Source organism: Streptomyces sp. PL-25, assembly GCF_058344915.1.
This window is the reverse complement of the sequence record NZ_CP136997.1, coordinates 5,390,940-5,413,485: the sequence shown is the minus strand read 5'-3', so window position 1 is coordinate 5,413,485 and position 22,546 is coordinate 5,390,940. Positions and strand designations below refer to the sequence as shown.

General features: G+C 73.3%; 22 protein-coding genes. 2 read left to right on the top strand and 20 right to left on the bottom strand.

Annotated features, from left to right (window positions below; translation table 11 throughout):
* Window positions 1–124: 124 nt before the first annotated feature.
* Complete coding sequence (locus tag R4Z62_RS24520; RefSeq protein ID WP_491520890.1) at window positions 125–658, top strand: peptidoglycan DD-metalloendopeptidase family protein; 534 nt, start codon at window positions 125–127, stop codon at window positions 656–658.
* Between the two features lie 111 nt (window positions 659–769).
* Here the strand turns inward: R4Z62_RS24520 and R4Z62_RS24515 are convergent, their stop codons facing one another.
* From R4Z62_RS24515 to R4Z62_RS24435, 17 genes are all read right to left on the bottom strand, one after another.
* Window positions 770–1,324 (bottom strand): TetR/AcrR family transcriptional regulator, encoded by a 555-nt coding sequence (locus R4Z62_RS24515; RefSeq protein ID WP_064535481.1) that lies wholly within the window; start codon window positions 1,322–1,324, stop codon window positions 770–772.
* A 107-nt stretch (window positions 1,325–1,431) separates the two neighbouring features.
* A complete protein-coding gene (gene whiG, locus R4Z62_RS24510) occupies window positions 1,432–2,274 on the bottom strand; it encodes an RNA polymerase sigma factor WhiG (RefSeq protein ID WP_355481223.1) in 843 nt (280 codons plus the stop codon).
* Between the two features lie 271 nt (window positions 2,275–2,545).
* Window positions 2,546–3,649 (bottom strand): DNA-processing protein DprA, encoded by a 1,104-nt coding sequence (dprA, locus tag R4Z62_RS24505; protein WP_382850911.1) that lies wholly within the window; start codon window positions 3,647–3,649, stop codon window positions 2,546–2,548.
* 638 nt (window positions 3,650–4,287) lie between these two features.
* Entirely contained in the window at window positions 4,288–5,913 is a 1,626-nt protein-coding gene (locus R4Z62_RS24500) for a YifB family Mg chelatase-like AAA ATPase (RefSeq protein ID WP_491520889.1), read from the bottom strand.
* Complete coding sequence (locus R4Z62_RS24495; protein ID WP_064535477.1) at window positions 5,913–6,314, bottom strand: YraN family protein; 402 nt, start codon at window positions 6,312–6,314, stop codon at window positions 5,913–5,915. Before R4Z62_RS24495 ends, R4Z62_RS24500 begins: the two co-directional genes overlap by 1 nt.
* Window positions 6,315–6,482: 168 nt before the next feature.
* Complete coding sequence (locus R4Z62_RS24490; RefSeq protein WP_003965949.1) at window positions 6,483–6,791, bottom strand: DUF2469 domain-containing protein; 309 nt, start codon at window positions 6,789–6,791, stop codon at window positions 6,483–6,485.
* Window positions 6,792–6,847: 56 nt separating this feature from the next.
* Window positions 6,848–7,393 (bottom strand): NUDIX hydrolase, encoded by a 546-nt coding sequence (locus R4Z62_RS24485; RefSeq protein WP_382852684.1) that lies wholly within the window; start codon window positions 7,391–7,393, stop codon window positions 6,848–6,850.
* On the bottom strand, window positions 7,383–8,159 hold the full coding sequence (gene lepB / locus R4Z62_RS24480; RefSeq protein ID WP_064535475.1) for a signal peptidase I: 777 nt from the start codon (window positions 8,157–8,159) through the stop codon (window positions 7,383–7,385). The genes R4Z62_RS24485 and lepB (R4Z62_RS24480) overlap by 11 nt, the downstream gene beginning before the upstream one ends.
* Window positions 8,160–8,310: 151 nt before the next feature.
* The gene (gene lepB, locus R4Z62_RS24475) at window positions 8,311–9,186 is read right to left on the bottom strand and encodes a signal peptidase I (RefSeq protein WP_491520888.1); all 876 of its coding nucleotides are present in this window, start codon (window positions 9,184–9,186) and stop codon (window positions 8,311–8,313) included.
* On the bottom strand, window positions 9,161–10,315 hold the full coding sequence (lepB, locus tag R4Z62_RS24470) for a signal peptidase I (RefSeq protein WP_491520887.1): 1,155 nt from the start codon (window positions 10,313–10,315) through the stop codon (window positions 9,161–9,163). The genes lepB (R4Z62_RS24475) and lepB (R4Z62_RS24470) overlap by 26 nt, the downstream gene beginning before the upstream one ends.
* On the bottom strand, window positions 10,308–11,039 hold the full coding sequence (gene lepB, locus R4Z62_RS24465) for a signal peptidase I (protein ID WP_355481214.1): 732 nt from the start codon (window positions 11,037–11,039) through the stop codon (window positions 10,308–10,310). The genes lepB (R4Z62_RS24470) and lepB (R4Z62_RS24465) overlap by 8 nt, the downstream gene beginning before the upstream one ends.
* Window positions 11,040–11,084: 45 nt before the next feature.
* Window positions 11,085–11,435 carry a 50S ribosomal protein L19 gene (gene rplS, locus R4Z62_RS24460; RefSeq protein ID WP_064535471.1) on the bottom strand — a complete coding sequence of 117 codons (351 nt, stop codon included), beginning with the start codon at window positions 11,433–11,435 and terminating at the stop codon, window positions 11,085–11,087.
* 134 nt (window positions 11,436–11,569) lie between these two features.
* Complete coding sequence (gene trmD, locus R4Z62_RS24455; protein WP_064535470.1) at window positions 11,570–12,403, bottom strand: tRNA (guanosine(37)-N1)-methyltransferase TrmD; 834 nt, start codon at window positions 12,401–12,403, stop codon at window positions 11,570–11,572.
* Window positions 12,403–13,074 carry a ribosome maturation factor RimM gene (gene rimM, locus R4Z62_RS24450; protein ID WP_491520886.1) on the bottom strand — a complete coding sequence of 224 codons (672 nt, stop codon included), beginning with the start codon at window positions 13,072–13,074 and terminating at the stop codon, window positions 12,403–12,405. Before rimM ends, trmD begins: the two co-directional genes overlap by 1 nt.
* Window positions 13,075–13,161: 87 nt before the next feature.
* Window positions 13,162–13,401, bottom strand: coding sequence for an RNA-binding protein (locus tag R4Z62_RS24445; protein ID WP_003973401.1), 240 nt, complete (start codon window positions 13,399–13,401; stop codon window positions 13,162–13,164).
* Between the two features lie 5 nt (window positions 13,402–13,406).
* Window positions 13,407–13,826, bottom strand: a complete 420-nt coding sequence (rpsP, locus tag R4Z62_RS24440; RefSeq protein ID WP_064535468.1) for a 30S ribosomal protein S16 — start codon at window positions 13,824–13,826, stop codon at window positions 13,407–13,409.
* Window positions 13,827–14,102: 276 nt separating this feature from the next.
* Window positions 14,103–14,702, bottom strand: coding sequence for a hypothetical protein (locus tag R4Z62_RS24435; protein ID WP_018567945.1), 600 nt, complete (start codon window positions 14,700–14,702; stop codon window positions 14,103–14,105).
* A 535-nt stretch (window positions 14,703–15,237) separates the two neighbouring features.
* On the opposite strand from R4Z62_RS24435, the gene R4Z62_RS24430 reads away from it, so the two are divergent.
* Window positions 15,238–16,107 carry a methyltransferase domain-containing protein gene (locus R4Z62_RS24430; RefSeq protein WP_491520885.1) on the top strand — a complete coding sequence of 290 codons (870 nt, stop codon included), beginning with the start codon at window positions 15,238–15,240 and terminating at the stop codon, window positions 16,105–16,107.
* 39 nt (window positions 16,108–16,146) lie between these two features.
* Here the strand turns inward: R4Z62_RS24430 and ftsH are convergent, their stop codons facing one another.
* The 3 genes from ftsH to R4Z62_RS24415 form a co-directional block, all read right to left on the bottom strand.
* Complete coding sequence (gene ftsH / locus R4Z62_RS24425; protein ID WP_107440689.1) at window positions 16,147–18,093, bottom strand: ATP-dependent zinc metalloprotease FtsH; 1,947 nt, start codon at window positions 18,091–18,093, stop codon at window positions 16,147–16,149.
* Between the two features lie 160 nt (window positions 18,094–18,253).
* Window positions 18,254–19,801 carry a signal recognition particle protein gene (gene ffh / locus R4Z62_RS24420; protein WP_064535466.1) on the bottom strand — a complete coding sequence of 516 codons (1,548 nt, stop codon included), beginning with the start codon at window positions 19,799–19,801 and terminating at the stop codon, window positions 18,254–18,256.
* A gap of 75 nt (window positions 19,802–19,876) precedes the next feature.
* Complete coding sequence (locus tag R4Z62_RS24415) at window positions 19,877–22,495, bottom strand: [protein-PII] uridylyltransferase (RefSeq protein ID WP_491520884.1); 2,619 nt, start codon at window positions 22,493–22,495, stop codon at window positions 19,877–19,879.
* Between the last annotated feature and the right edge of the window lie 51 nt (window positions 22,496–22,546).

The following is a 22,546-nucleotide window of genomic DNA, read 5'->3' as shown; positions in this document are numbered from 1 at the left end:
GGAGGGCGGTGCGGGTGTGGAGCGGTGGGTGGGCCGGTGGCTCGCGGGGCTGTGTCTGGGGGCGACGGCGGTGCTGTCGGTTCCGGTGGCCTGGGGCGCGGGAAGCACGAGGGACGCGGGGGGCATGAGCGGCGCGGCGGGCGCGGGCACGGGCGCGGGCGCGGGCGCGGAGGCTTCGGCCGATGCGCCGGTGCCCGCGGTGGGCCGGGCGTGGCCGGTGGGGTCACGCCCGCCGGTCCTGCGCGGCTGGGATCCTCCGGCCACGCCCTACGGCCCCGGCCATCGCGGCGTGGACCTGGGCGCGCCGCCGGGCACCGCGGTACACGCGGTGGCGGCCGGTCGCGCCTCCTTCGCCGGGACCGTGGCCGGGCGGGGGGTGGTCTCCGTGGAACTGGCGGGGACGGGCTCCCCTGCCCTGCGCACGACGTACGAGCCGGTACGGGCGTCCGTGCCCGAGGGCGCGGAGGTGGCGGCCGGTGAGGTCATCGGGACGGTGGAGGCGGCGGGGACGGCTTCCCACTGCGGCTCCGGCTGTCTGCACTGGGGCCTGCTCCGGGGCGAGACCTACCTCGATCCCCTGCTGCTCCTGCCGCCCCGGCTGCTGAACGGCGGTCCCGCGCGTCTGCTGCCGGTCCTCGGGGTGCCGCTGCCTCCGTGACGGGCGCGGGAGGGGCGGGAGCTCTTGGGAGGGGCGAGGGGTGGGGTGGGGGGAGGGGGAGGGGGAGGCCCCCCAGGGGAAGAGGGCGGGGGCGGCGAGGCGGTGTGCGGGTCAGCCCCGGACGCCCCGGAGAGCCATCGCCACGGCCGCCTCCGCGACGGCCGAGGGCTCCTCGACCCCCAGCTCGATCCGGCGCACGGCCGCGTCGACCACGCCCTGGAGCAGCATCGCGGCCAGCCGGGGCTGCTCGTGGCCCAGCTCGGCCAGCGCCTCGACGATCATGGCGACCAGTCCGCCGTGCGCGGCCCGGATCTTCTCCCGGGCGCCGGCGTCCAGCTCGCTCGCCGAGATCGCCACGACGGCACGGTGCCGCTGGTCGCCGACGAGGTCCAGCTGGGCGCGGACGTACGCCTCGACCTTGGGCCCGGGGCCGTCCGCGGCGTCCATCGCCGCCGACACCTCCGCGGCCCAGACCGGGAAGTCGGCCTCGCACAGCTCCTCGACCACGGCGGCCCGCGACCGGAAGTACTCGTACACCGACGAGCGCGCGAGCCCCGTCCGCTCGGCCAGCGCGGGGAAGGTCAGCGCCTCCGTACCGCCCTGGGACAGCAGGGTGCGCGCCGCGTCCAGCAGGGCGGCACGCTGCATCGACCGGTGCTCGGCCACGGAGGCCGCTCGAATCCTTGGCACGTCGTCCACTCTACGGACGCGGCGCCCGCGGCGGGAGTCGCACCGGGCGCACACCGCGTCCCGCGCGGTGCGCGCCTACGCGCTCACCGGCCGAAACCCGCCAGTTTCGCGCGCAGCTGGAGGACGGACTTGGTGTGGATCTGGCTGACCCTGCTCTCGGTGACGCCGAGCACATTGCCGATCTCGGCGAGCGTGAGTCCCTCGTAGTAGTACAGGGTGACGACGGTCTTCTCCCGCTCGGGCAGTGTGTTGATCGCGCGGGCCAGGAACCGGCGCAGCTCCCGGTCCTCGGCGACCTCCACCGGGTTGTCGGCGGCGGTGTCCTCCAGCGTGTCCATCAGGCTCAGCCGGTCCCCGCCGTCGCCGCCCACGTGCAGCAGCTCTTCCAGCGCCACCACGTTGGCCAGCGACAACTGACTGAAGACCGCGTGGAGTTCATCGACCGCGATGCCCATCTCGCTGGCCACCTCGCCCTCCGAGGGGGTGCGCCGCAGCCGGGCCTCCAGCGTCGCGTACGCCCGCTCGACGTTGCGTGCCTTCTGCCGCACGGACCGGGGGATCCAGTCCAGTGCCCGCAGTTCGTCGATCATGGCGCCGCGGATCCGGGTGATCGCGTACGTCTCGAACTTGATCTCCCGGTCGATGTCGAACTTCTCGATCGCGTCGATGAGCCCGAACACGCCCGAGGACACGAAGTCGGCCTGTTCCACATTGGGCGGCAGGCCGACGCTCACCCGTCCCGCGACGTACTTCACCAGCGGCGAGTAGTGCAGGATCAGTTGCTCCCGCAGCCTGTCGTCCCCCGTCGCCTTGTACGACCGCCACAGCTCGTCGAGCGTCGAGGGAGCGGGCGGCCGCACGTTGCCACCGTCGCGGGCGGCTGGGGGGATCGCCGCCCGGTCGGACCCGGAGGTGTGCTGGGGCATTCGTCGCCTTGTGCCGTTCTGCCGTGGGATGCGGCTTTCTGGGTGAGCTGTCGGTCTGGGTTCGGTATCGGGTTGTCCGCGTCGGAACCACGTGAGCGTAGCGTGACTGAAGTGTCGCGGTGCGCGAACGACGGGGCACAGCGCGTGCGCAGATACGTTCCGCAAGGCGCTCCACCGGGTCACGCGCGTCACCCTGGGTGATATGGGGAACGCCCAACTGCGGGAATTTACGCAGGCGTAGGCGTTCCCCCGGACGGCCGAACACGCTCGGTCAACAAGGCTCCGGATCTCGTCGTCCGGAGATCACCGCCTGGCGTGTCAACTTCCATCCGTCGCCATGTCGTTCGACGTAACCGAGCGAGCGGAGTTCGTAGAGTCCGGCGACCGCGTCGTCCGGTGTCGTGCGGGCGCCGCGGGCGATCTCGGCCGCGGTCGGTGCGCCGCTCGCGGGCAGTGCGGCGAGGATCTGCCGTGTCTCCGGTGGCAGCAGGTCGCGCGGGAGGACGGGGCCGCGCCGCTCGGGGGCGAGTTCGCCGATGTCGCCGATCAGCTCGGCGACCTCCGCCGCGTCGGTGACCAGCGTCGCGCCGCCGCGCAGCAGTTCGTGGACACCTGCCGACAGGGCACTGGTGGCCGGTCCTGGCACGCCCATGGTGTGCCGGCCCAGGCGCTGTGCGGCCCGTGCGGTGACCAGGGAGCCACTGCGGTAGGCCGCCTCGACGACCACCGTGCCGCGGGTGAGGGCCGCGATGACCCGGTTGCGGACGATGAATCTGCTGGGTGTGGGGTGCTCGCCCGGCGGCAGCTCGCCGATCACCAGGCCCTGCTGGGCGATCCTGGTGAGGAGACCGGTGTGGCCGCGCGGGTAGGGGCGGTCGACGCCGCAGGCCAGCACGGCGACGGTGGCGCCCGCGCCGGCGAGCGTGCCGCGGTGGGCCGCGCCGTCGATTCCGTAGGCTCCGCCGGACACCACCACCCAACCGCGTTCGGTGAGTCCCGCGGCGAGCGTGGCCGCCATGTGCGCGCCGTAGTCGGTGCAGGCGCGGGCGCCGACCAGTGCCACCGACCGCAGCGCCCACATGCGCAGGCTGGGCCGGCCGCGCACCCACAGGCCGGTGGGCCGGGCGTCCCCCAGGTCGTCGAGCTGGGCCGGCCACTCGGTGCCTCCGGGGTGCACGAACCGCACTCCGGTCTCCCGGGCGACGGCGAGGTCCCGCTCGGGGTCGGCCCGGACGGCGCGGGCGCACAGGCCGGCCCAGCGTTTGCCGGACACCCCGGGCAGCGGTGTCGTGCCGTCCCGCAGCCGCCGTGCCACGGTCTGGGCGCCCAGTTCCCGCACCCACCGCCCTCCGGTCGCGTCTCCGGGCTCCAGCACCCGGCTGAGGAAGACCCGTGCGAGGAGTTCCGCGTCTGGCCCTTCCGGTCGGCCCTCTTCCGGTCGGCCGGGGCCCCCGGGCGGAGCCGCCCCGTCCGGCGGCCCCGGCCGATTCGGTGGGTGAGAGTCCTCGTCCTCGGGGGGTGAGTCCCCCGGCGGGCGCGAGCCGCCGGGCGGGGCTGCCTGAGCGGAAGGTCGCGGGTGGGCGGAGGGGCACGGATGAGCGGACGCGGAGGCGTCCGCCGCCGGGACCGATCCGCCGGGCGAGGCCGGGCCACCGTCCGGGGCCGAGCCGTCGGACGGGTCCCGGCCACCGCCCGGGGCCGGACCGCCGGATGAGTCCCTGGCACCGATCGACGCCACTCCCCCGGCCCGAAGCCGGTCCCCCGCCGGCGACCGGTCCCCGGCCGGGGCCGAGCCGTCAGCGGGAGTCGAACGTTCCGGCGAAGGCCGGGCGCCCGCCGGTCCCCCGCGCCGCCCCGGGGCGGTCGTCCGGTGGCCCGGGACGGCCGTCCGATGGCCCGGGACGGCCGTCCGATGGCCCGGGACGGCCGTCCGATGGCCCGGGACGGCCGTCCGATGGCCTGGGGAAGCCGTGCGGTGGTGGCCTGGAGCGGTCACGCGGTGGTCCGGGGTGGTCATGCTGTCGCTCCGAGGGCCATGGGGACGCCGCGGGGTACTCCGGTGCGCAGTTGGAGGGCGAGGGCGACGTCCGTGGCGTCGGGGCGGGCGTGGCCGACGAGGTCGGCGACCGTCCAGGCGACGCGGAGCACGCGGTCGAGTCCGCGTGCCGTGAGGAGGCCGCGCTCCAGGCCGCGTTCGGCCTCGTCCATCGCTCCGGGGGCGGCCTGCCAGCGGCTGCGCAGCTCGCGCCCCGGGACCTCGCTGTTGGTGCGCCAAGGGGTGCCGGTGAGCCGGGCGGCCGTGCGCTCGCGGGCGGCGCGCACCCGGTCGGCCACGGTCGCCGTGGACTCGCCCCGGGCGTCCGGGCGGGCCAGTTCGGCGCGGGTGACCGGGTCCACCTCGACGCGCAGGTCGACCCGGTCGAGCAGGGGTCCGGAGAGTCTGGCCTGGTAGCGGCGGATCGCCGCCGGTGAGCATTCGCAGAGGGTGTCGCGCTGGGAGAAGCGTCCGCAGGGGCACGGGTTGGCGGCGAGGACCATGAGGAACTTCGCCGGGAACCGTACGACACCGGCGCTGCGGGCGATCACCACGTGGCCCGCTTCCAGGGGCTGGCGCAGGGCGTCGAGGGCGTGACCGCTGAACTCGGGGGTCTCGTCCAGAAAGAGCACGCCCCGGTGGGCGAGGGAGACGGCCCCGGGGCGTGCGATGCCGGGACCGCCGCCGACGAGGGCCTGCATGGTGGCGGAGTGGTGCGGGGCGCAGTAGGGGGCGAGGTCGACCAGCGGTTTGCCCGGTGGCAGCAGTCCGGCCACCGAGTGGACGGCGGTGACCTCCAGGGACTCCTGGCGCTGGAGCGGGGGCAGGACGGCGGGCAGGCGCTCGGCGAGCATGGTCTTTCCCGCGCCCGGCGGTCCTTCCAGGAAGAGGTGGTGTCCGCCGGCCGCGGCGACCTCCACGGCCGTGCGGGCGGAGCGCTGGCCGACGACGTCGGCGAGGTCGTGTCCCTGGTCGTGCTGGGCGGCTCCCATGCTGTGCATCCCGGTGGCCGCGCCGGTGCCGGGCATGCGCAGTCGGGCCAGCAGCGGGTCCGGGCGGCCCTGCTCGTCGGGTTCCTCCTGCGGTACGGGTTCGTCGGTGAGGACGGCGATCAGCTGGCGCAGGCTGCGGATGCCGAGCACGGAGATGCCGGGCACGAGGGTGGCCTCGGCGGCGGCGCACTCGGGGACGACCACCTGTTCGTATCCGGCGTCGGCGGCGGCCAGGACCGCGGGGAGGATGCCGCGCACCGGGCGTACCCGGCCGTCCAGGCCCAGTTCGCCGATCATGACGATGTCGGCCAGTACCCGGGGGTCGATCCGCTCGGCGGCGCCGAGCACCGCGCAGGCCACGGCGAGGTCGAAGCCGCTGCCGGCCTTGGGCACCGAGGCGGGGCTGAGTCCCACGGTGAGTTTCTTCTGGGGCCATTCGGCGCCGGAGTTGACGACCGCGGCGCGGACCCGGTCGCGGCTCTCGGTGAGGCTCTTGTCGGGCAGTCCCACCAGGGTGAAGGCGGCGACGCCCGGTTCGAGGTCGGCCTGGACCTCGACGACGACGCCCTCGACCCCGACGAGGGCCACGGAGCACGTACGGGCGAATCCCATCAGGCGGCCCCCCGTACGTGCTCGACGGCGGGTGCGCCGCGCGGGGGCAGCCGGACGCCGACCAGGTCGATGCGGACGCCGCCGGGCGGGGCTCCGCCGTGGGTCTGGATCCAGCGTTCGGCGAGGCCGCGCAGTCGTTCGGCCTTCTCGGGGGTGATCGCGGCCATCGGGTGCTGGAAGGCTCCGGACCTGCGGGTCTTCACCTCGCAGACGACCAGGGTGTCGCCGTCGAGGGCCACGATGTCGATCTCGCCGGTCCTGCCGCAGCGCCAGTTGCGCTCCAGGACCGTCATGCCCGCCTGGGCCAGCCTGCGGGCGGCCAGCCCCTCTCCGTACCTGCCGAGCGCGCTGCGCGCCTGTTGTGTGGTCATGTCGGCACCACCTCCGGCGCCAACGGTCACGGATCAGGACCCACAGAGTGGATCTTGGTGCGCTACTCGCGGATTGTGGACAACTCCGTCACTCCTGCGAGTGAAATCCGGGCGCGTGACACCCGAACCGCGGCGCCCGCCCCCCCCTCGTGGCACCCGCCCGCCGTGTCCTCTCTGGCGACCGCGACCGCGTCCGGCTCAGCCGCCCGGCAGTTCCAGGTCGCTCTTGTTCAGCTCCTCGATGTTCACGTCCTTGAACGTGAGGACGCGCACCTGCTTGACGAACCGGGCCGGCCTGTACATGTCCCACACCCAGGCGTCGGCCATCGACACCTCGAAGAACACCTCGCCCTGGACCGAGTGCACCTGCATCTCGTAGTCGTTCGTGAGGTAGAAGCGCCGCTCGGTCTCGATCACGTATTTGAACAGACCGACGACATCGCGGTACTCCCGGTAGAGCTTCAGCTCCATCTCGGTCTCGTACTTCTCGAGGTCCTCGGCGCTCATGGCATGTTCCCCTTCAGCCGTGCGGTCCCCCCATTGTGCGCCAGTCCCGGGGGCCCCTAGACGATTTCGGTGTCCAGGGTCACGGGCGCGGCCGGGGGACCTTCGTCGAGCAGTGCGCGCAGCAGCCCGGCGAGTCTGGTCGGGTACACGGTCTCATGCGTCCGCTCCAGTTCCCGACACGTCCACCAGCGCGCTCCGGCGACGCTCAGCCGCTCCAGTTCGGTCAGGGCCGTGGCCGCGGTCTCCGTCTGCGTCGTACGGGCCAGGAAGTACCACTCGTCCTGGTCCCAGCGGCGGCCGGCGAACGGGAAGGAGCAGCGGCGGCGCCAGAGCACCGGGCCGAGCCGTACGTCGGTGATGCCGGTCTCCTCGGCGAGTTCGCGCAGGGCGGCCTGTTCGCGGGTCTCGTCGCCCTCCAGGCCGCCGCCGGGCGTGAACCACCAGTCGTCGCTCTCGTCGTCCGGCTCATGGCCGTGCAGGAGCAGGACGCGGTCGTCGGGGTCCAGCAGGACCACCCGCGCCACCTTGCGCAGCCCGCCGTCGTACCCGTCCGCGCCGTGCCCGTCCGCGCCGTGCCCGGTGTCCGTGGTGTCAGCGGGCACGGGCCGGCTCCGTCCGGGTCCGGCCGCGGCCGCCGCCCAGCAGCCTGGCGACCGGGCCGTACGCGCCGCCGGCCAGGACCAGCACGGCACCCGCGACGATCAGGGCGATGATCGTGCGCAGCGGTCCGGGCTGCGAGAGCGCGCCCAGCGCGGCGAACCCGGTGGGGCGTTCCAGCATGCCCTTCATGGGCCAGATCACGGAGTCGACGCGGGCGGTGACGTCGGCGCGGGCGACGGTGCCCTGGGCGGCGTCGGTGAGGTGGGCGGTGGAGTCCAGCGAGCCCTGGCGTTCGTCGCCGAGCAGGAACAGCCGTCCCTCGGGCACCTTCACGGTGGTGAAGCCCGTCAGCTCGGCGGGGCCGCCCTTCAGGTACGGCTCGTCGATCTGCTTGCCGTTGACGGTGAGCCTGCCCCGGGTGCAGCAGGAGACCGTGTCGCCGCCGACGGCGACCACGCGCTTGACCACGGGTGCGTCCGCCACCCAGGTCCTGTCGTGGAAGACGACGACGTCGCCGCGGCGCACCTCGTCGCCGTCGACGCGCTGGGCGAGCACCCGGTCGCCGATGCCGATGGTCGGGGACATCGAGCTGGTGGGCACGGTGTAGGGCCGGTAGACGACGGCCGCCCACGCGAAGCCGCCGAGGAACAGCACCATGCCGAGCGCCACGGCCAGTCCGGACAGCCGCTGTCCGGTCCTGCCGCCCGCCGGTGCCTTGCCGGTGCCGCCGCCGCGCGGGGCCGTACGTGTCGTGCTCTCGCCACCCATGGATCCGCACCCTACCCGGCGGTACCGGCCGCGGGCAGCCCCCTTCGGGGCCCCCGGCAGCGGCTCCACGGGGGCTTCACGCACGGGGTCTTCACGGAAGGACGGCGCGGACGGAACATGTCCGTCCGCGCCGTCTCGGGCCTGTGCGGGTTCAGCGGGCGCCGGTGGCCGTGGTGGGCGTGCCGGTGCCGTTCTCCGCCTTCAGGACGCGCCTGCGGCGCCACACCACCAGCGGCACGGCCGCGGTGAGGGCCACGCCGCCGGGTGCCACGGTCAGCGCGCCGGCCGCCGAGGACTGCTGGCCGATGCCCTTCTGGTCGAAGGTGTCGGGGACGGGCAGGGTGCCCCAGCGGTTGATCGGCCAGGCCCGCACGATGGCGCGGCCCACGACCTCCTTGACCGGGACCATGCCGTGGTTCTTGTCGGCCTGGTTGTAGCGCGAGTCGCGGGAGTTCTGCCGGTGGTCGCCCATGACCCAGATGAAGCCCTTGGGGACCTTGACCTTGAACTGGCCGCCCTGGTCGTCCTGGCTGCACGGCGTGTTGCCGGGGTAGACGTACGACGACTCGTTCAGCGCCTTGCCGTTGACGATCAGGGGGCCGGTGCCGTGGCACTCGACGGTGTCGCCGCCGACGCCGACGACCCGCTTGATCAGGTCCTTCTCCTCGGCCGACGGCATCAGGCCGATCCAGCTGAGCACCGTCTGGAGGGCGTTGGGGCTGGCGGTGGGCTCGCCGGCCAGCCAGTCGTCCGGGTCGTGGAAGACGACGACCTCGCCCCGCTCGGGCTCGGAGCCGAACCACGGGGTGAGCTTGTCGACCAGGACCCGGTCGCCGCGCTGGAGGGTGTCCTGCATCGAGTCCGACGGGATGGAGAACGCCTGGACGAGGAACGTCTTGATCAGGAGCGCCAGCACCAGGGCGATGACGATCAGGATCGGCAGCTCCTTCCAGAAGGAGCGGGGTTTCTTCGCCTCCCCGGTGCCGCCGTCCGCTGTCTGGTCATCGCTCTGGCTGTGCTCCGTCACCGTGCCGTCCTCGGCTGTCGTGCTCTTGTTCCCGGAGGTCACGGTGCCGTCCGCGGCAGGACCCGCCGCGTCCACGGGGTGTCCGCGGTGCTCCTCGCCGTCGCTGCCGGACCGTGCGCCAACCGCCACATCCCCCACGCCAACTCCTCACTCCTCGCCGCAGCCCGCCCCGTGCACGGTGCAGGCCCACCACTCCCATAACGAGCGGGAGTTCCGCAGGGCTCGGGAGTTGAACCGATCTGTTGGGATCGTAGCGGGCAACCCTATGCGAAGGCGGCCCGGCGGCGTCCGACCCGGCCGCCGCGTCGGAGCCCGCGCCGGTCACCTCCGAGAACGTCTCCGGCTCCCTGAGCGTGCGCCAGTGGCCGAACGGCCAGCCGATGACGAGGGCCCTGCCCACCACGGACTTCTCCGAGACCGTACCGCCGTACGCTGTGTCCCGGTGGGCACGCGAGTCGGCCGAGTTGCCCCGGTGGTCGCCCATCACCCACAGGCGTCCCTCGGGGACCGTGATGTCGAAGGGGGTGTCGGAGGGGGCGTTGCCCGGATAGAGGTAGTCGCCCTCGTCCAGGGGAACGCCGTTGACGGTCACCCGGCCCTGCTTGTCGCAGCACTTGACGTGGTCGCCGCCGACCCCGACGACCCGCTTGATCAGGTCCTTCTCGTTGTCGGAGGGCAGCAGGCCGATGAAGGTCAGGGCCTCCTTGACCTGCTTGACGACCACGGGGTCGTGCTTCTTCGCCGTCTCCTCCCCGTCCAGCCAGCCGCCCGGGTCGCGGAAGACGACGACGTCCCCGCGCGCGGGCTTCGCGCCGAACCACGGGGTGAACTTGTCGACCAGGACGCGGTCGCCGATGCGGATCGTCTGCTCCATGGAGCCCGACGGGATCACGAAGGCCTGCACCAGGAAGGTCTTCAGCACCAGCGCTATGAGCACGGCCACGCCGACCAGCAGCGGTATCTCCTGGACCGCGGAACGCCGGCGCCTGCGTCTGACCTTGCGCTGGAGCTTGCGCCGCTCGGCGCGGGTGCGTCCGCCGGCCGGGCCGGAGGGCCGCCGGGTCCCGGCGGGCGGCGGCTCCTCCTCGGCGGCGGCCTGGGCGCCGCGCGGCCTGCCGCGGCTACCCATGGGCCCCGCCCGCGGAGCCGGCGGCGCCCACGCGCGCGTACGCGTCCGGACGGGTGATGCGGGTCCAGTGGCCGAAGGGCCACACGATCCAGTCGGCCCGGCCGATCACGTCCCCGACCGGCACCATGCCGCCGCCCGGGGAACCCAGGTGGTCGCGTGAGTCGCTGGAGTCGTCGCGGTGGTCGCCGAGCAGGAACAGCCTGCCGCCGGGGACCAGGACGTCGAAGGGGACCGTGGAGGGACTGTCACCCGGACGGAGGAAGGCCGACTCGTCGACCGGTGTGCCGTTCACCTCGATCCTGCCCTCCTTGTCACAGCAGACCACATGGTCTCCCCCCACACCCACAACGCGCTTGATGTAGTCGGCGTCACCGAAATAGCCGGAGCCGTCGAACACGACGACATCGCCGCGCCGCGGCTCGGCACCGAACCGGTACGCCACCTTGTTCACGAGGACCCGGTCCCCGACGCCCAGTCCCGGCTCCATCGAGCGGCTGGGGATCTGGAAGGGCTGCGCCACGAACGTGTTGAGGAGCAGCAGGAGGACCAGGCCGAGCAGCGCGGCCAGGGTGAGCCGCCCGCCGGGGACGGCGCCGGTGAACCGCGCCGCCAACGACGAACGCGACCGCTCCTCCGGTCCCTGTGCTTCCGGGGTCCCTTCGGATCCGGCGGCAGTGGGGCGGGAGGAGCGGTCGCGCTCGCTCGGCTGTGCTTCGGTGTCCATCGGGGCGGAATGCTATCCCGCCCGGCCGTGAACCCCGGAAGGCACTCAGTTCTCGCGCTTCTCCTTGATCTTCGCGGCCTTGCCGCGCAGCTCACGGAGGTAGTACAGCTTGGCGCGGCGCACGTCGCCACGGGTGACCAGCTCGATCTTCTCGACGATCGGGGTGTGCACCGGGAAGGTGCGCTCGACGCCGACGGAGAACGAGACCTTGCGGACCGTGAAGGTCTCGCGCACGCCGGAACCCTGGCGGCGGATCACCACACCCTTGAACTGCTGCACACGGGAGCGGTTGCCCTCGATGACGCGGACGTGGACGTTGACGGTGTCACCCGGCCGGAAGGCGGGGATGTCGTCGCGGATCGACGCGGCGTCGACGGTGTCGAGCAGGTGAGACATGTCTCTGCTTTCTTCGCTGATGCCACAGGTCATCAACGGCAACTAGGATTTTCCGAAAGGTCTGCCGGGCGGTCGGGGCGGTCGTCGTGTCCCCCCGTGGCAGGGGCGGCCGCCGGACGGCGCACAGCAGCGGCCTATTCTTCCACGTCGTCGGCCCTGCGCCAAAATCGGCCGTACCGCTCGCCCTCCGGGTCCGGGGCCCAGCCCAGGATGGAGAGCATCTCGCGGTCCTTCTTATCGAACGCCGCGGGCGCGCAGCGTTCGATGAGGTCGGGCCGGTTGGCGGTGGTGCGCCGCAGCGCCTCGTCGCGGCGCCAGCGGGCGATCTTCCCGTGGTGCCCGCTGAGCAGCACGTCGGGGATGTCCCGCCCGCGCCACAGCGGGGGCTTGGTGTAGACGGGCCCCTCCAGGAGGCTCGCCATGGCGCCGGGCGCGAAGGAGTCGTCGCGGTGGGACTCGGCGTTGCCGAGGACGCCCGGCAGCAGACGGGCCACGGCCTCGGTGACGACCAGGACGGCCGCCTCGCCGCCGGCCAGGACGTAGTCGCCGATGGAGACCTCGTAGACGGGTATCCGGGTGGCGTACTCGTCCATGACGCGGCGGTCGATGCCCTCGTAGCGGGCCGGGGTGAAGACCAGCCAGGGGCGCTCGGACAGTTCCACGGCGAGTTCCTGGGTGAACGGCCGTCCGCTGGGGGTCGGCACGATCAGCGCCGGGGCGTGCGCCCCCGACTCGTAGCCGTCGGCGAGGACGGTGTCCAGGGCGTCGCCCCAGGGGTCGGTCTTCATGACCATGCCGGGGCCGCCGCCGTAGGGCGTGTCGTCGACGGTGTTGTGCCGGTCGTACGTCCAGGCGCGCAGGTCGTGCACGTGCACGTTCAGCTGTCCGCGCGCGCGTGCCTTGCCGACCAGGGAGACGTTCAGCGGTTCGAGGTACTCGGGGAAGATCGTGACGACGTCGAGGCGCATCACGAGGCGTCCCCCGGCTTCGCCGGGTCACCGGATCCGTCCGAGCCCTCGGCGGGCTCGGCGGACTCGCCGGACCCGGCGGGCTCGGCGGGCTCGGCGGACTCGCCGGACCCGGCGGGCTCGGCGGGCTCGGCGGCGTCCCGGGCGGAGGCGATCTCGGCGCGGTCGTCGATCAGGCCGGGCGGCGGGGTGATGACGGCCCGCTGCTCCTCCAGGTCGATCTCGGCGACGATCTCCGCCACGAAGGGGATCATGACCTCGGTGCCGTCCGGGCGCTCCACGATGAACAGGTCCTGCGAGGGCAGGTGCGAGATCTCGGTGATCCGGCCGACCTCGGTGCCGTCCTCGGTGACCACGTCCAGGTCGATGAGCTGATGGTCGTAGAACTCGTCCTCGTCCTCGGGCAGCTCGTCCGGGTCCACGTCGGCGATCAGAAGGGTGTTGCGCAGGGCCTCGGCGCCGTCGCGGCCGGTGACGCCGTCGAAGCGCAGGAGCAGCCGTCCGCTGTGGACACGGCCGGCGGCGATGGTCAGCGGTCCGGCGGAGGCGGGGTCGGTGGCGAGTACGGCACCGGGGGCGAGTCTCAGTTCCGGCTCGTCCGTGCGTACCTCCACGGTCACCTCGCCCTTGATGCCGTGGGCACGGCCGATCCGTGCGACTACCAGCTGCACTGTGCTCGATCTCCTGTCATACGACTGCGGGCCGGGGACGGCCCAGTGGCCCTCCCCGGCCCGAGCCGGTTGCGATGCGGTGAAGCGTCAGCGGACGTGGTCCACGTCGACGAGGTCGACCCGGACGCCCCGGCCGCCGATGGCGCCCACGACGGTGCGCAGGGCGCGTGCGGTGCGGCCGTTGCGGCCGATCACCTTGCCGAGGTCGTCGGGGTGGACCCGGACCTCGAGCACACGTCCGCGGCGCAGGTTGCGCGAGGCCACCTGCACATCGTCAGGGTTGTCGACGATGCCCTTCACGAGGTGCTCAAGCGCCTCTTCGAGCATGCTGCTCAGGCCTCGGAGGACTCGGACTCGGCAGCCGCCTCGTCCTTCTTCTCAGCCTTCTTCTTCTGGGTGATGGCCTCACCCTTGCCCGCGTCCTCGCCGCCGAGCGACTCGAACGACGGACGGGCGGCCTTCTCCTGCGGCTGGAGCAGCGGAGCCGGGGCGGGCTCGCCCTTGAACTTCTGCCAGTCGCCGGTCTTCTTCAGGATGGCGAGCACGGGCTCGGTCGGCTGGGCGCCGACGGAGAGCCAGTACGCCACGCGGTCCGCGTCGACCTCGATGCGCGAGGGGTTCTGCACCGGGTGGTACAGACCGATCTCCTCGATGGCCCGGCCGTCACGGCGGGTACGGGAGTCGGCGACGACGATGCGGTAGTGAGGCGAACGGATCTTGCCCAGACGCTTCAGCTTGATCTTGACTGCCACGGGAGTGGGTTCTCCTGATTTTGACGTGGTGGGGCACGGCGGGACGCCGCGTGGGGTTGCGGTACCCGAGTGCCCGACGGACGCGTCAGCCGGAGGAGAGAGGGTTCCTGTGCGGCTGTCGAGTACAGCTAGCCATTGTGCCACACCCCGAGGTGCCCTTCCGGCGCGGGGTGAGCCGCACCGGGGCAGGCCTCAGGGGCACCCGGCGGACGGGTGCCGTGGCGCCGGGGACGCCGGACGGCGGCCGGAGCGCGGCTGCCACGAGCAGCCGCGGTCTCAGCCCGCCGCGCCGACGACCTCCGGGATCCGGAACGGCTTGCCGCAGCCGCCGCACACGATCGGGGCCTGGGCCAGGACCGAGGGGACGACGCGCACATTGCGCCCGCAGTCGCAGACCGCCTTGACGCGGACCCCTCCCCCGGAGGAACCGTGCCGGGCGGCCGGACCGCGGAAGCTGCGGCCGGTGTCGGCGGAGGTGGCCGCCGTGTGCGCCTTCAGGGCGCGCTGGAGGCGCTCGATCGTCGGGCGGTAGCGGCGCTTGGCCTCGGGGCTGAGCGTGACCAGGGAGAAGCCGCTGCTCGGGTGCGGCTCGTCGGGGTGGTCGAGGCCCAGCTCCTCGGCGATCGCCAGGAACCGGCGGTTGTGGTATCGGCCGGCGCGGGAGGTGTCGCGCACCCCGCGCGCCGCGGCGATGCCGTGGACTGCCTCGTGCAGCAGTCGCTCGAAGGAGAGTTCGTGCCCGCACGCGGACGACGACTCCCCGATCAGGGACTCGGGTGCGGCGAGATCGGGCAGCTCGGGGTGGTACCGCTGAATGTCGGCCCACGCCTGTGCCAGCTCCGCGGCGAGAACAGGTGGTGTCTGTGTCGTGCTCACGTAATGACAACGAGCGGGAGGGCCACTGTGTTCCTATTCCGGGGCATCCCAAATAATTTGCACGTACCCGTCAGTTGGCACCGATGCGCCCTGACGAGGGCGGGTGCGCTGATCTGCGGAGAAGCCTCACAGCTCATACCAAGGTGGTGCGTAGCCCCGCGTACGCACCGGGCGCGCGGATCTCCACGCGCGCCGGTGTACAGGTGTTCCCGCGGTGTACAAGAGACGTTTCGGCCGCTTCCGGGACGGGAGCCGTACCTCACTCAGCGTCTGTGACATCGGTGACGTTACCGGGCACGCCGCCACCGCACCGCACCGCCCCACCCCCGGCGCCCGTCACGCCCGGGTGAGCCCCCGGTTTCCGGGATGTGAAATCTCCGGACCCGACCCCCGGAACGGACGAACAGTCCCACCCGACCCCTGGACGCCGTGCGGAGCGGGGAGTTACCTGGCATACGGGAAACGCGGCCGCGCGCCGCACGGGGGCCACGGAACCGGCACAGCGGCAAAGCTCGGCGGATTGGGGCACTCATCCATGACACCTACGCTCGTGCGCCAGCACCCGTCCCGCACGGGGCCCGCGCTCCGGGTGGACCAGCGGGCACGCGCGCGTGACTGGTCCGAGATCCAGGAGCGGATGCTCGTACCGCTCTATGAAGCCGTCCACGAACGACTCGGCGTGGGCCCCGGCACCCGCCTGCTGGCCCTCGGCTGCGGCACCGGGCTCGCCCTGCTCCTGGCGGCGGCCCGGGGCGCGGCAGTCACCGGCACCGACACCCGCCCCGAACACCTGGCCCTGGCCCGCGAACGGCTGCTGCCCGCGGCGCCCGGCGCAGCCGGGGCGGCGGGCACGCGCGCGTGCCCGGACGCCGCCTCCCCCGCGCGGACGACGCCACGGCTCGTCGACGGCCCGCTCGGCGCCCGCGACCACCGGGCCCGGTACACCCTCGTGACCGCCTTCGAACCCCTGGGCTGCCCGGCGGGCGACCCGCCGGAGCCCGCCGCGCCGCTCACCGCGGCCGTCCCGCTCGCCGGGCGCGGCACGCCGGTGGTGCTGGCCGGCTGGGGCCCGCCCGAGCGCTGCGCGGCCACCGACGTCCTGCGCGTGGCCACCCGGCCCGCCGATCCGCTCCCCGTCGTCCGCGACCGCCTGGAGGACGTCGCCCGCGACGCCGGACTGCGCCCGGACGGCTCCGGACGCGTCGCCTGCCCCTTCGGCTACGCCGACCTGGACAGCGCGGTGCGCGGCATGCTCTCCACCGGATGGTTCGACACGGCGATCGCCACGGCCGGGCACGACCAGGTCGGCAAGGAACTCACCGAGGCGCTCCACGCCCACCGGCGGCGGGACGGCACGGTGTGGATGCCCAACGTGTTCCGCTATCTCATCGCCCGGACCCCCTGAGCGATCGTCCGGGCCTGAGTGCCGCCCGGCCCGCCGCCCTCACTCCACCTCCGCCTCCAGGTCCTTCTTCAGACGGGTGACACCGGCCACCCGGTAGGCGTCGGCCTCCTCCAGCGTCTCGTTCTCCAGCAGCGCCGCGGCCAGCGCGTCCAGCTGCGGCCGGTGCTCGCGCAGCTTGCGGCACGCCTCCTCGTAGCACTCGTCGACGATCCGCCGCATCTCCGTGTCGATGGCGTCCAGGGTCTGCGGGGCGGCGGAGAGTCCGTACGCCTGCTGGGCGTCGTTCGGCAGCGCGGACAGTCGGCCCAGGTGCTCGCTCATGCCCCAGCGGGCCACCATCCCGCGCGCGATGTTCGTGACCTGCTCCAGATCGCTCTCCGAGCCGGTCGTGATGACGCCGTACACCACCTGCTCGGCCGCCATGCCCCCGAGCGCGCCGATGATCCGGCCGCGGAGATACTCCTCCGTGTACGCGTACTTGTCCGACTCCGGTGTGGACAGGGTCACGCCCAGCGCACGCCCGCGCGGCACGATGGTGATCTTGCGGACCGGGTCGGCGCCCGGCTGGAGCATGCCCAGCAGCGCGTGCCCGCTCTCGTGGTACGCGGTGCGCCGCCGCTCCTCCTCCGGCATCACCAGGGCGCGTTCCGCGCCGAGCTGCACCTTCTCCAGCGCCTCCGAGAAATCGGCCTGCGTCACCTCGCTCTGCCGCCGCTTCACCGCCAGCAGCGCGGCCTCGTTGGCGAGGTTGGCCAGTTCCGCACCCGTCATGCCCGGCGTCGTGCGCGCCACCCGCGCCAGGTCCACACCGGCGGCCAGCGGGATCTCCCGGGTGTGGATGCGCAGGATGGCCTCCCGGCCTCCGCGGTCCGGCGGCGCGACGCTCACCACCCGGTCGAAGCGGCCCGGCCGGGTCAGCGCCGGGTCCAGGACGTCCGCGCGGTTGGTCGCGGCCAGCACGATCACACCCTCGGAGCCGGAGAAGCCGTCCATCTCGGTCAGGATCTGGTTCAGTGTCTGCTCGCGCTCGTCGTGTCCGCCCATCGACGCGCCGCCGCCGCGCGCCCGGCCGATGGTGTCGATCTCGTCGATGAACACGATGGACGGGGCCACCTTGCGCGCCTCCGCGAACAGCTCCCGCACCCGGGAGGCGCCCACGCCCACGATCATCTCGATGAACTCCGACGCGGACGCGGAGAAGAACGGCACGCCCGCCTCCCCGGCCACCGCCCGCGCCAGCAGCGTCTTGCCCGTGCCCGGCGGCCCGGTCAGCAGCACGCCGCGCGGCATCTTCGCACCCATCCGCCGGTAGTCGTCGGGGTGCTTGAGGAAGTCGACGACGTCGTCCAGCTCACCCTTGACCTCGTCGATGCCCGCCACATCGGCGAACGTCGTGCGCTGGGTGCCCGGCTGGAGCTCCACCGGGCGCGGCGGCGCCTTGCGGCCCAGCAGTCCGCCCGGCCCGCCGAGACCCGAGCCGATCCGCCGCGCGAAGAACACCCACAGCGCGACGATGATCACGATCGGGGCCAGCGACAGCAGCAGATTGGACAGCAGACCGCGCTCCTGCACCACCGGCTGCGCGGTCACCGTCACCTGGTGGCTGCTCAGGCTCTGCCACAGCTTGTCGTCCGCGAAGGCCGGTCGCTGCGTCTTGAACTTCGTGTACGTGCCGCTGCCGTTCGGCTTCGCACGGGCGCTCTTCAACTGCCCCTGGATGGCGTCGCCCTTGGAGTAGATCTTGCTGACATTGCCGGCGTCCACCTGCCGGCTGAACTCCGTGTACGAGATCGTCGGCTCGTTGCCCGTGCTGTAGTAGCTCAGCGCGCCGTAGGCCACCAGGAAGACGACCACCGCGGTGACCAGCAGCCCCCACCACCGGCCGCGCATCCGCCTGCCGCCGGGCCGCCGGGGCGGCTCGTCCGGCGTGCCCTCGGTGCGCCACGGCTGGTCTGGGGCCTTGCGTGGTGGCGCGGCATTGCTCATATCTGGACGTTACGGCACATGGCGGGGCCCGGCACGCGCTGAGGGCGCCCCCGCCGAACGGGAGCGCCCTAGAACGTCGTACAGACCGACCGTCATACGGAAGTGCAGCGCTCCAGCACTCCCGAACGACCGTCGTACGGAATCTCAGCCCATGAACCGCTCAGCCCATGAACTTCTTGAACTCGTCCGGCAGCTCGAAGTCCTGGCCGCCCTGCTGCGGCAGCCCGAGGGCACCGCCCTGGGCCCCGGCGGCACGCCGCGCGGCCTCCTCCTGCTCCTGCTGCCTGCGCTTCATCGGGTTGCCCGAACGCTGCTTGCCCTTGGCCTTCTTCGGCTGCTTCTTGCTGCGGCCGGGGCCGCCGCCCATGCCCGGGATCCCCGGCATGCCCGGCATCCCGCCGCCCTGTGCCATGCGCGACATCATCTTGCGGGCCTCGAAGAACCGCTCCACCAGGTTCTTCACCGCGCTGACCTCGACACCGGAACCCTTGGCGATACGGGCCCGGCGGGAGCCGTTGATGATCGTCGGGTCCTGGCGCTCGCCCGGGGTCATCGACTTGATGATCGCGCCGACGCGGTCGACCTCGCGGTCGTCCAGGTTGTTGATCTGGTCCTTGATCTGCCCCATGCCGGGCAGCATCCCGAGCAGCTTCGAGATGGAGCCCATCTTCCTGACCTGCTCCATCTGGGACAGGAAGTCGTCCAGGGTGAAGTCCTGGCCCTTCTTCGACGCCAGCTTGGAGGCCATCTTCTCGGCCTCTTCCTGACTGAACGTCTTCTCCGCCTGCTCGATCAGGGTGAGCAGGTCACCCATGTCGAGGATGCGGGAGGCCATCCGGTCCGGGTGGAAGGCGTCGAAGTCGTCGAGCTTTTCCCCGTTGGACGCGAACATGATCGGCTTGCCGGTGATCTGCCGGATCGACAGGGCCGCGCCACCGCGGGCGTCGCCGTCGAGCTTGGAGAGCACCACACCGTCGAAGCCGACGCCGTCGCGGAACGCCTCCGCGGTGTTCACGGCGTCCTGGCCGATCATCGCGTCGACGACGAAGAGGATCTCGTCGGGCCGGACCGCGTCCCGGATGTCCGCGGCCTGCTGCATCATCTCCTGGTCGATGCCGAGGCGGCCGGCGGTGTCCACGATCACGATGTCGTGGACCTTGGCCTTGGCGAACTCGATGGAGTCCTCGGCGACCTTGACAGGGTCACCGACGCCGTTGCCCGGCTCGGGCGCGTAGACGGCGACACCGGCGCGCTCGGCGACGATGCTCAGCTGGTTGACCGCGTTGGGCCGCTGGAGGTCGCAGGCGACCAGCAGCGGGGAGTGCCCCTGCTCCTTGAGCCACCGGCCGAGCTTGCCCGCCAGGGTGGTCTTGCCCGCACCCTGGAGACCGGCCAGCATGATCACGGTCGGCGGCTGCTTGGCGAAGCGGAGGCGGCGGGTCTCGCCGCCCAGCACGGTCACCAGCTCGTCGTTGACGATCTTGAGGACCTGCTGGGCCGGGTTCAGCGCCTTGGAGACGTCGGCGCCGAGGGCCCGCTCCTTGACGTTCTTGATGAACGTCCGGACGACGGGCAGGGCCACGTCGGCTTCGAGGAGCGCGATGCGGATCTCGCGCGCGGTGGCGTCGATGTCCGCCTCGGAGAGCCGTCCCTTGCCGCGCAGGTTCTTGAAAGTCGCTGACAGGCGATCGGAGAGAGTGTCGAACACGGCGCTCGCGGTCCTCGGGGTCGGGGATGGCTGAAGGAATCGCCCTCCAGGGTATCCCGGCCGGGCAGAACCGGGTCACGGTCGTGCCCGCAACGCCTCCTCCACCGTCCGTACCGCCGCGGCCGCCTCCTCGTCCGGCAGCGGGGTGCCGGACGGGCCGGTGACGTAGAAGGCGTCCACGGCGTTGGCGCCCAGGGTGCCGGCGTGGGCGCTGCGGACGTGGACCTTCGCGTCCTCCAGGGCACGGCCGATGCGGAAGAGCAGGCCGGGGGCGTCCTGGGCGCGGACCTCGATCACCGTGGCGTGCCGGGAGGCGGCCGGGGCGAGGGTCACCCGGGGCGGGGGTGCCAGCAGGCCCTTGCGGCGCGGCTGGGCGGCGTCCCGTTCGGCGAGGCGCGCCGCGATGTCGAGCGAGCCGTCCAGGGCCCGGACCAGGTCGGCGCGGAGCCGGGCGGCCTGGGGCAGGGAGCCGTACTCGGCGGCGACCCGCCAGTCCAGCAGCAGCACGGCGCGGTCGCCGACGGCGCCGGGCAGGTCGACGGTGCGCAGCTCGGCGGTGCGGACGGTGAGGCGGTGCACGGCGAGCACCCCGGCGGCGGCGGGCAGGACGCCGGGCTGGTCGGGGACGGCGATGAGCAGTTCCACGCCCAGTGGGCCGGCCCCGGCCGGGTCCCCGCCGGTCCCCTCCGAGAGAGGTTCGGTCCGGGCGCGCAGGGCGAGGACGGGGCCGCCGGTGCGCAGGGCCTCGACGGCGAGCCGTTCCTGCTCGGCGGTGGGTTCGGCGGCGGCGGGCCCGGGGGCCTCGGGGGTGTGCCCGGCGAGGTGCGCCGCGGCCCGGCGGACCAGGTCGGCGACGAGGGAACCGCGCCAGGAGGACCAAGCGGCCGGGCCGGTGGCGAGGGCGTCCGCCTCGGTCAGGGCGTGCAGCAGTTCGAGTGTGCCCGGGGTGCCGACGGCGTCGGCGACCGCGCGGATGGTGGCCGGGTCGTCGAGGTCGCGCCGGGTGGCGGTCTCGGCGAGGAGCAGGTGGTGGCGTACGAGGGTGGTGAGGACGGCGGCGTCGGCGGGGTCGAAGCCGATGCGGGCGGCGACGTCGGCGGCGATGGTGGCGCCCGCGGTCGCGTGGTCGCCGGGCCAGCCCTTGCCGATGTCGTGCAGCAGCGCGGCGACGAGGAGGAGGTCGGGGCGGCCGACGCGGCGGGTGAGCGCCGAGGCGCGGACGGCGGTCTCGATCAGATGGCGGTCGACGGTCCAGAGGTGGACGGCGTTGCGCTGCGGGCGGCAGCGCACACGTTCCCAGTCGGGCAGGAGCCGGGTGACTAGCCCTTCCGCCTCCAGTGCCTCCCAGACCCGCACCAGGGGGCGGCCGGAGCCGAGCAGGGTGACGAGCTGCTCGCGGGCCTCGGCGGGCCAGGGCGTGGGCAGGGGGCGCGTGGTGGTGGCGAGACGGCGTGCGGCGTGCGGGGAGAGCGGGAGTCCGGCCTGTGCGGCGGCGGCCGCGGCGCGCAGCGGGAGGACGGGGTCGCGTTCGGGGCGCGCGGTGCGGGCGAGCACCACCTCGCCCTCCTGTTCCACCACCCCTTCGGCGAGCGGGGACCGTTCCGCGGCCGGTCTGCCGCCGCCCAGCAGGGCGCGCAGCCGCGGCCGTACGGCGCGCGCCCTGAGCACGCGCCCCACTTCGCGCCAGGTGACCTCGCTCGCGTACGCGACGACCCCCGCGGCCTCGTACACCTGGCGCAGCAGGGTGTCCGCGTCGAGCAGGCCCAGTTCCGCGGCGACCTGGTCCTGTTCCTGGAGGTCGAGCCGGTCGGTGGCGCGGCCGGTGGTGAGGTGGAGCGCGTCCCGTACGTCGAGGAGGCGGCGGCGGGCGTCGGCGAGGCCCTCGCGCGGGGCGTCGGCGAGCCAGGAGGCGGCGACGGCGCGCAGCGCGGTGGTGTCGCGCAGGCCGCCGTGCGCCTCCTTCAGGTCGGGTTCGAGCAGGTAGCGCAGTTCGCCGTGGCGTTCGGCGCGCGCGGCGCACAGCTCCCGGAGTTCGGGCAGGCGCGCGGGGGCCTGGTTGCGCCAGTCGGCGAGGACGGTGGTGCGCAGCGCCGTGGTGAGGCCGCGGTCGCCCGCGAGGTGGCGGGCGTCCAGGAGGCCGAGGTGGGCCTTGAGGTCGGCGTTCGCGGTGCGGCGGGCCTCGGCGGGGGTGCGTACGGAGTGGTCGAGGGCCAGGCCGAGGTCCCACACCGGGTACCAGAGGCGGTCGGCGAGGGCGGCGACGGCCGCGGGGTCGCGGCCGTCGTGCAGCAGGAGCAGATCGAGGTCGCTGCGCGGGGACAGTTCGCCGCGGCCGTAGCCGCCGACGGCGACGAGGGCCGCGCCCGTGCGGACCCCGGCGGCGGTGAACAGGGAGGTGAGCCAGTCGTCGGTGAGCCGGGCGAGGGCCGTGCGGCGCGGCGGCCCGGACCGTGTCTCCTCCTGGAGGAGGCGCAGCCGGGCCGCCGCGTAGCCGCCGGGGTGCGGGGGCCCGCCTGGTCCGGCAGTCGTGCCCTCTCCCTCGGATTTCCCCCTTCCGTCGGTTCCGGTCGTCCGGCCGGTCGCGCCGCTGGGGCCGCTGAGGCCGCTGAGGCCGCTGAGGCCGCTGAGGCCGCTGGGGTCGCTGGGTTCGCTGGGTTCGCTGGGTTCGCTGGGTTCGCTGCTGCTGCTCGTCACCGGTGACTCCTGTCTCGATCGCCCGCCGGTGCGGCCGGTCCGGAGTGTTCT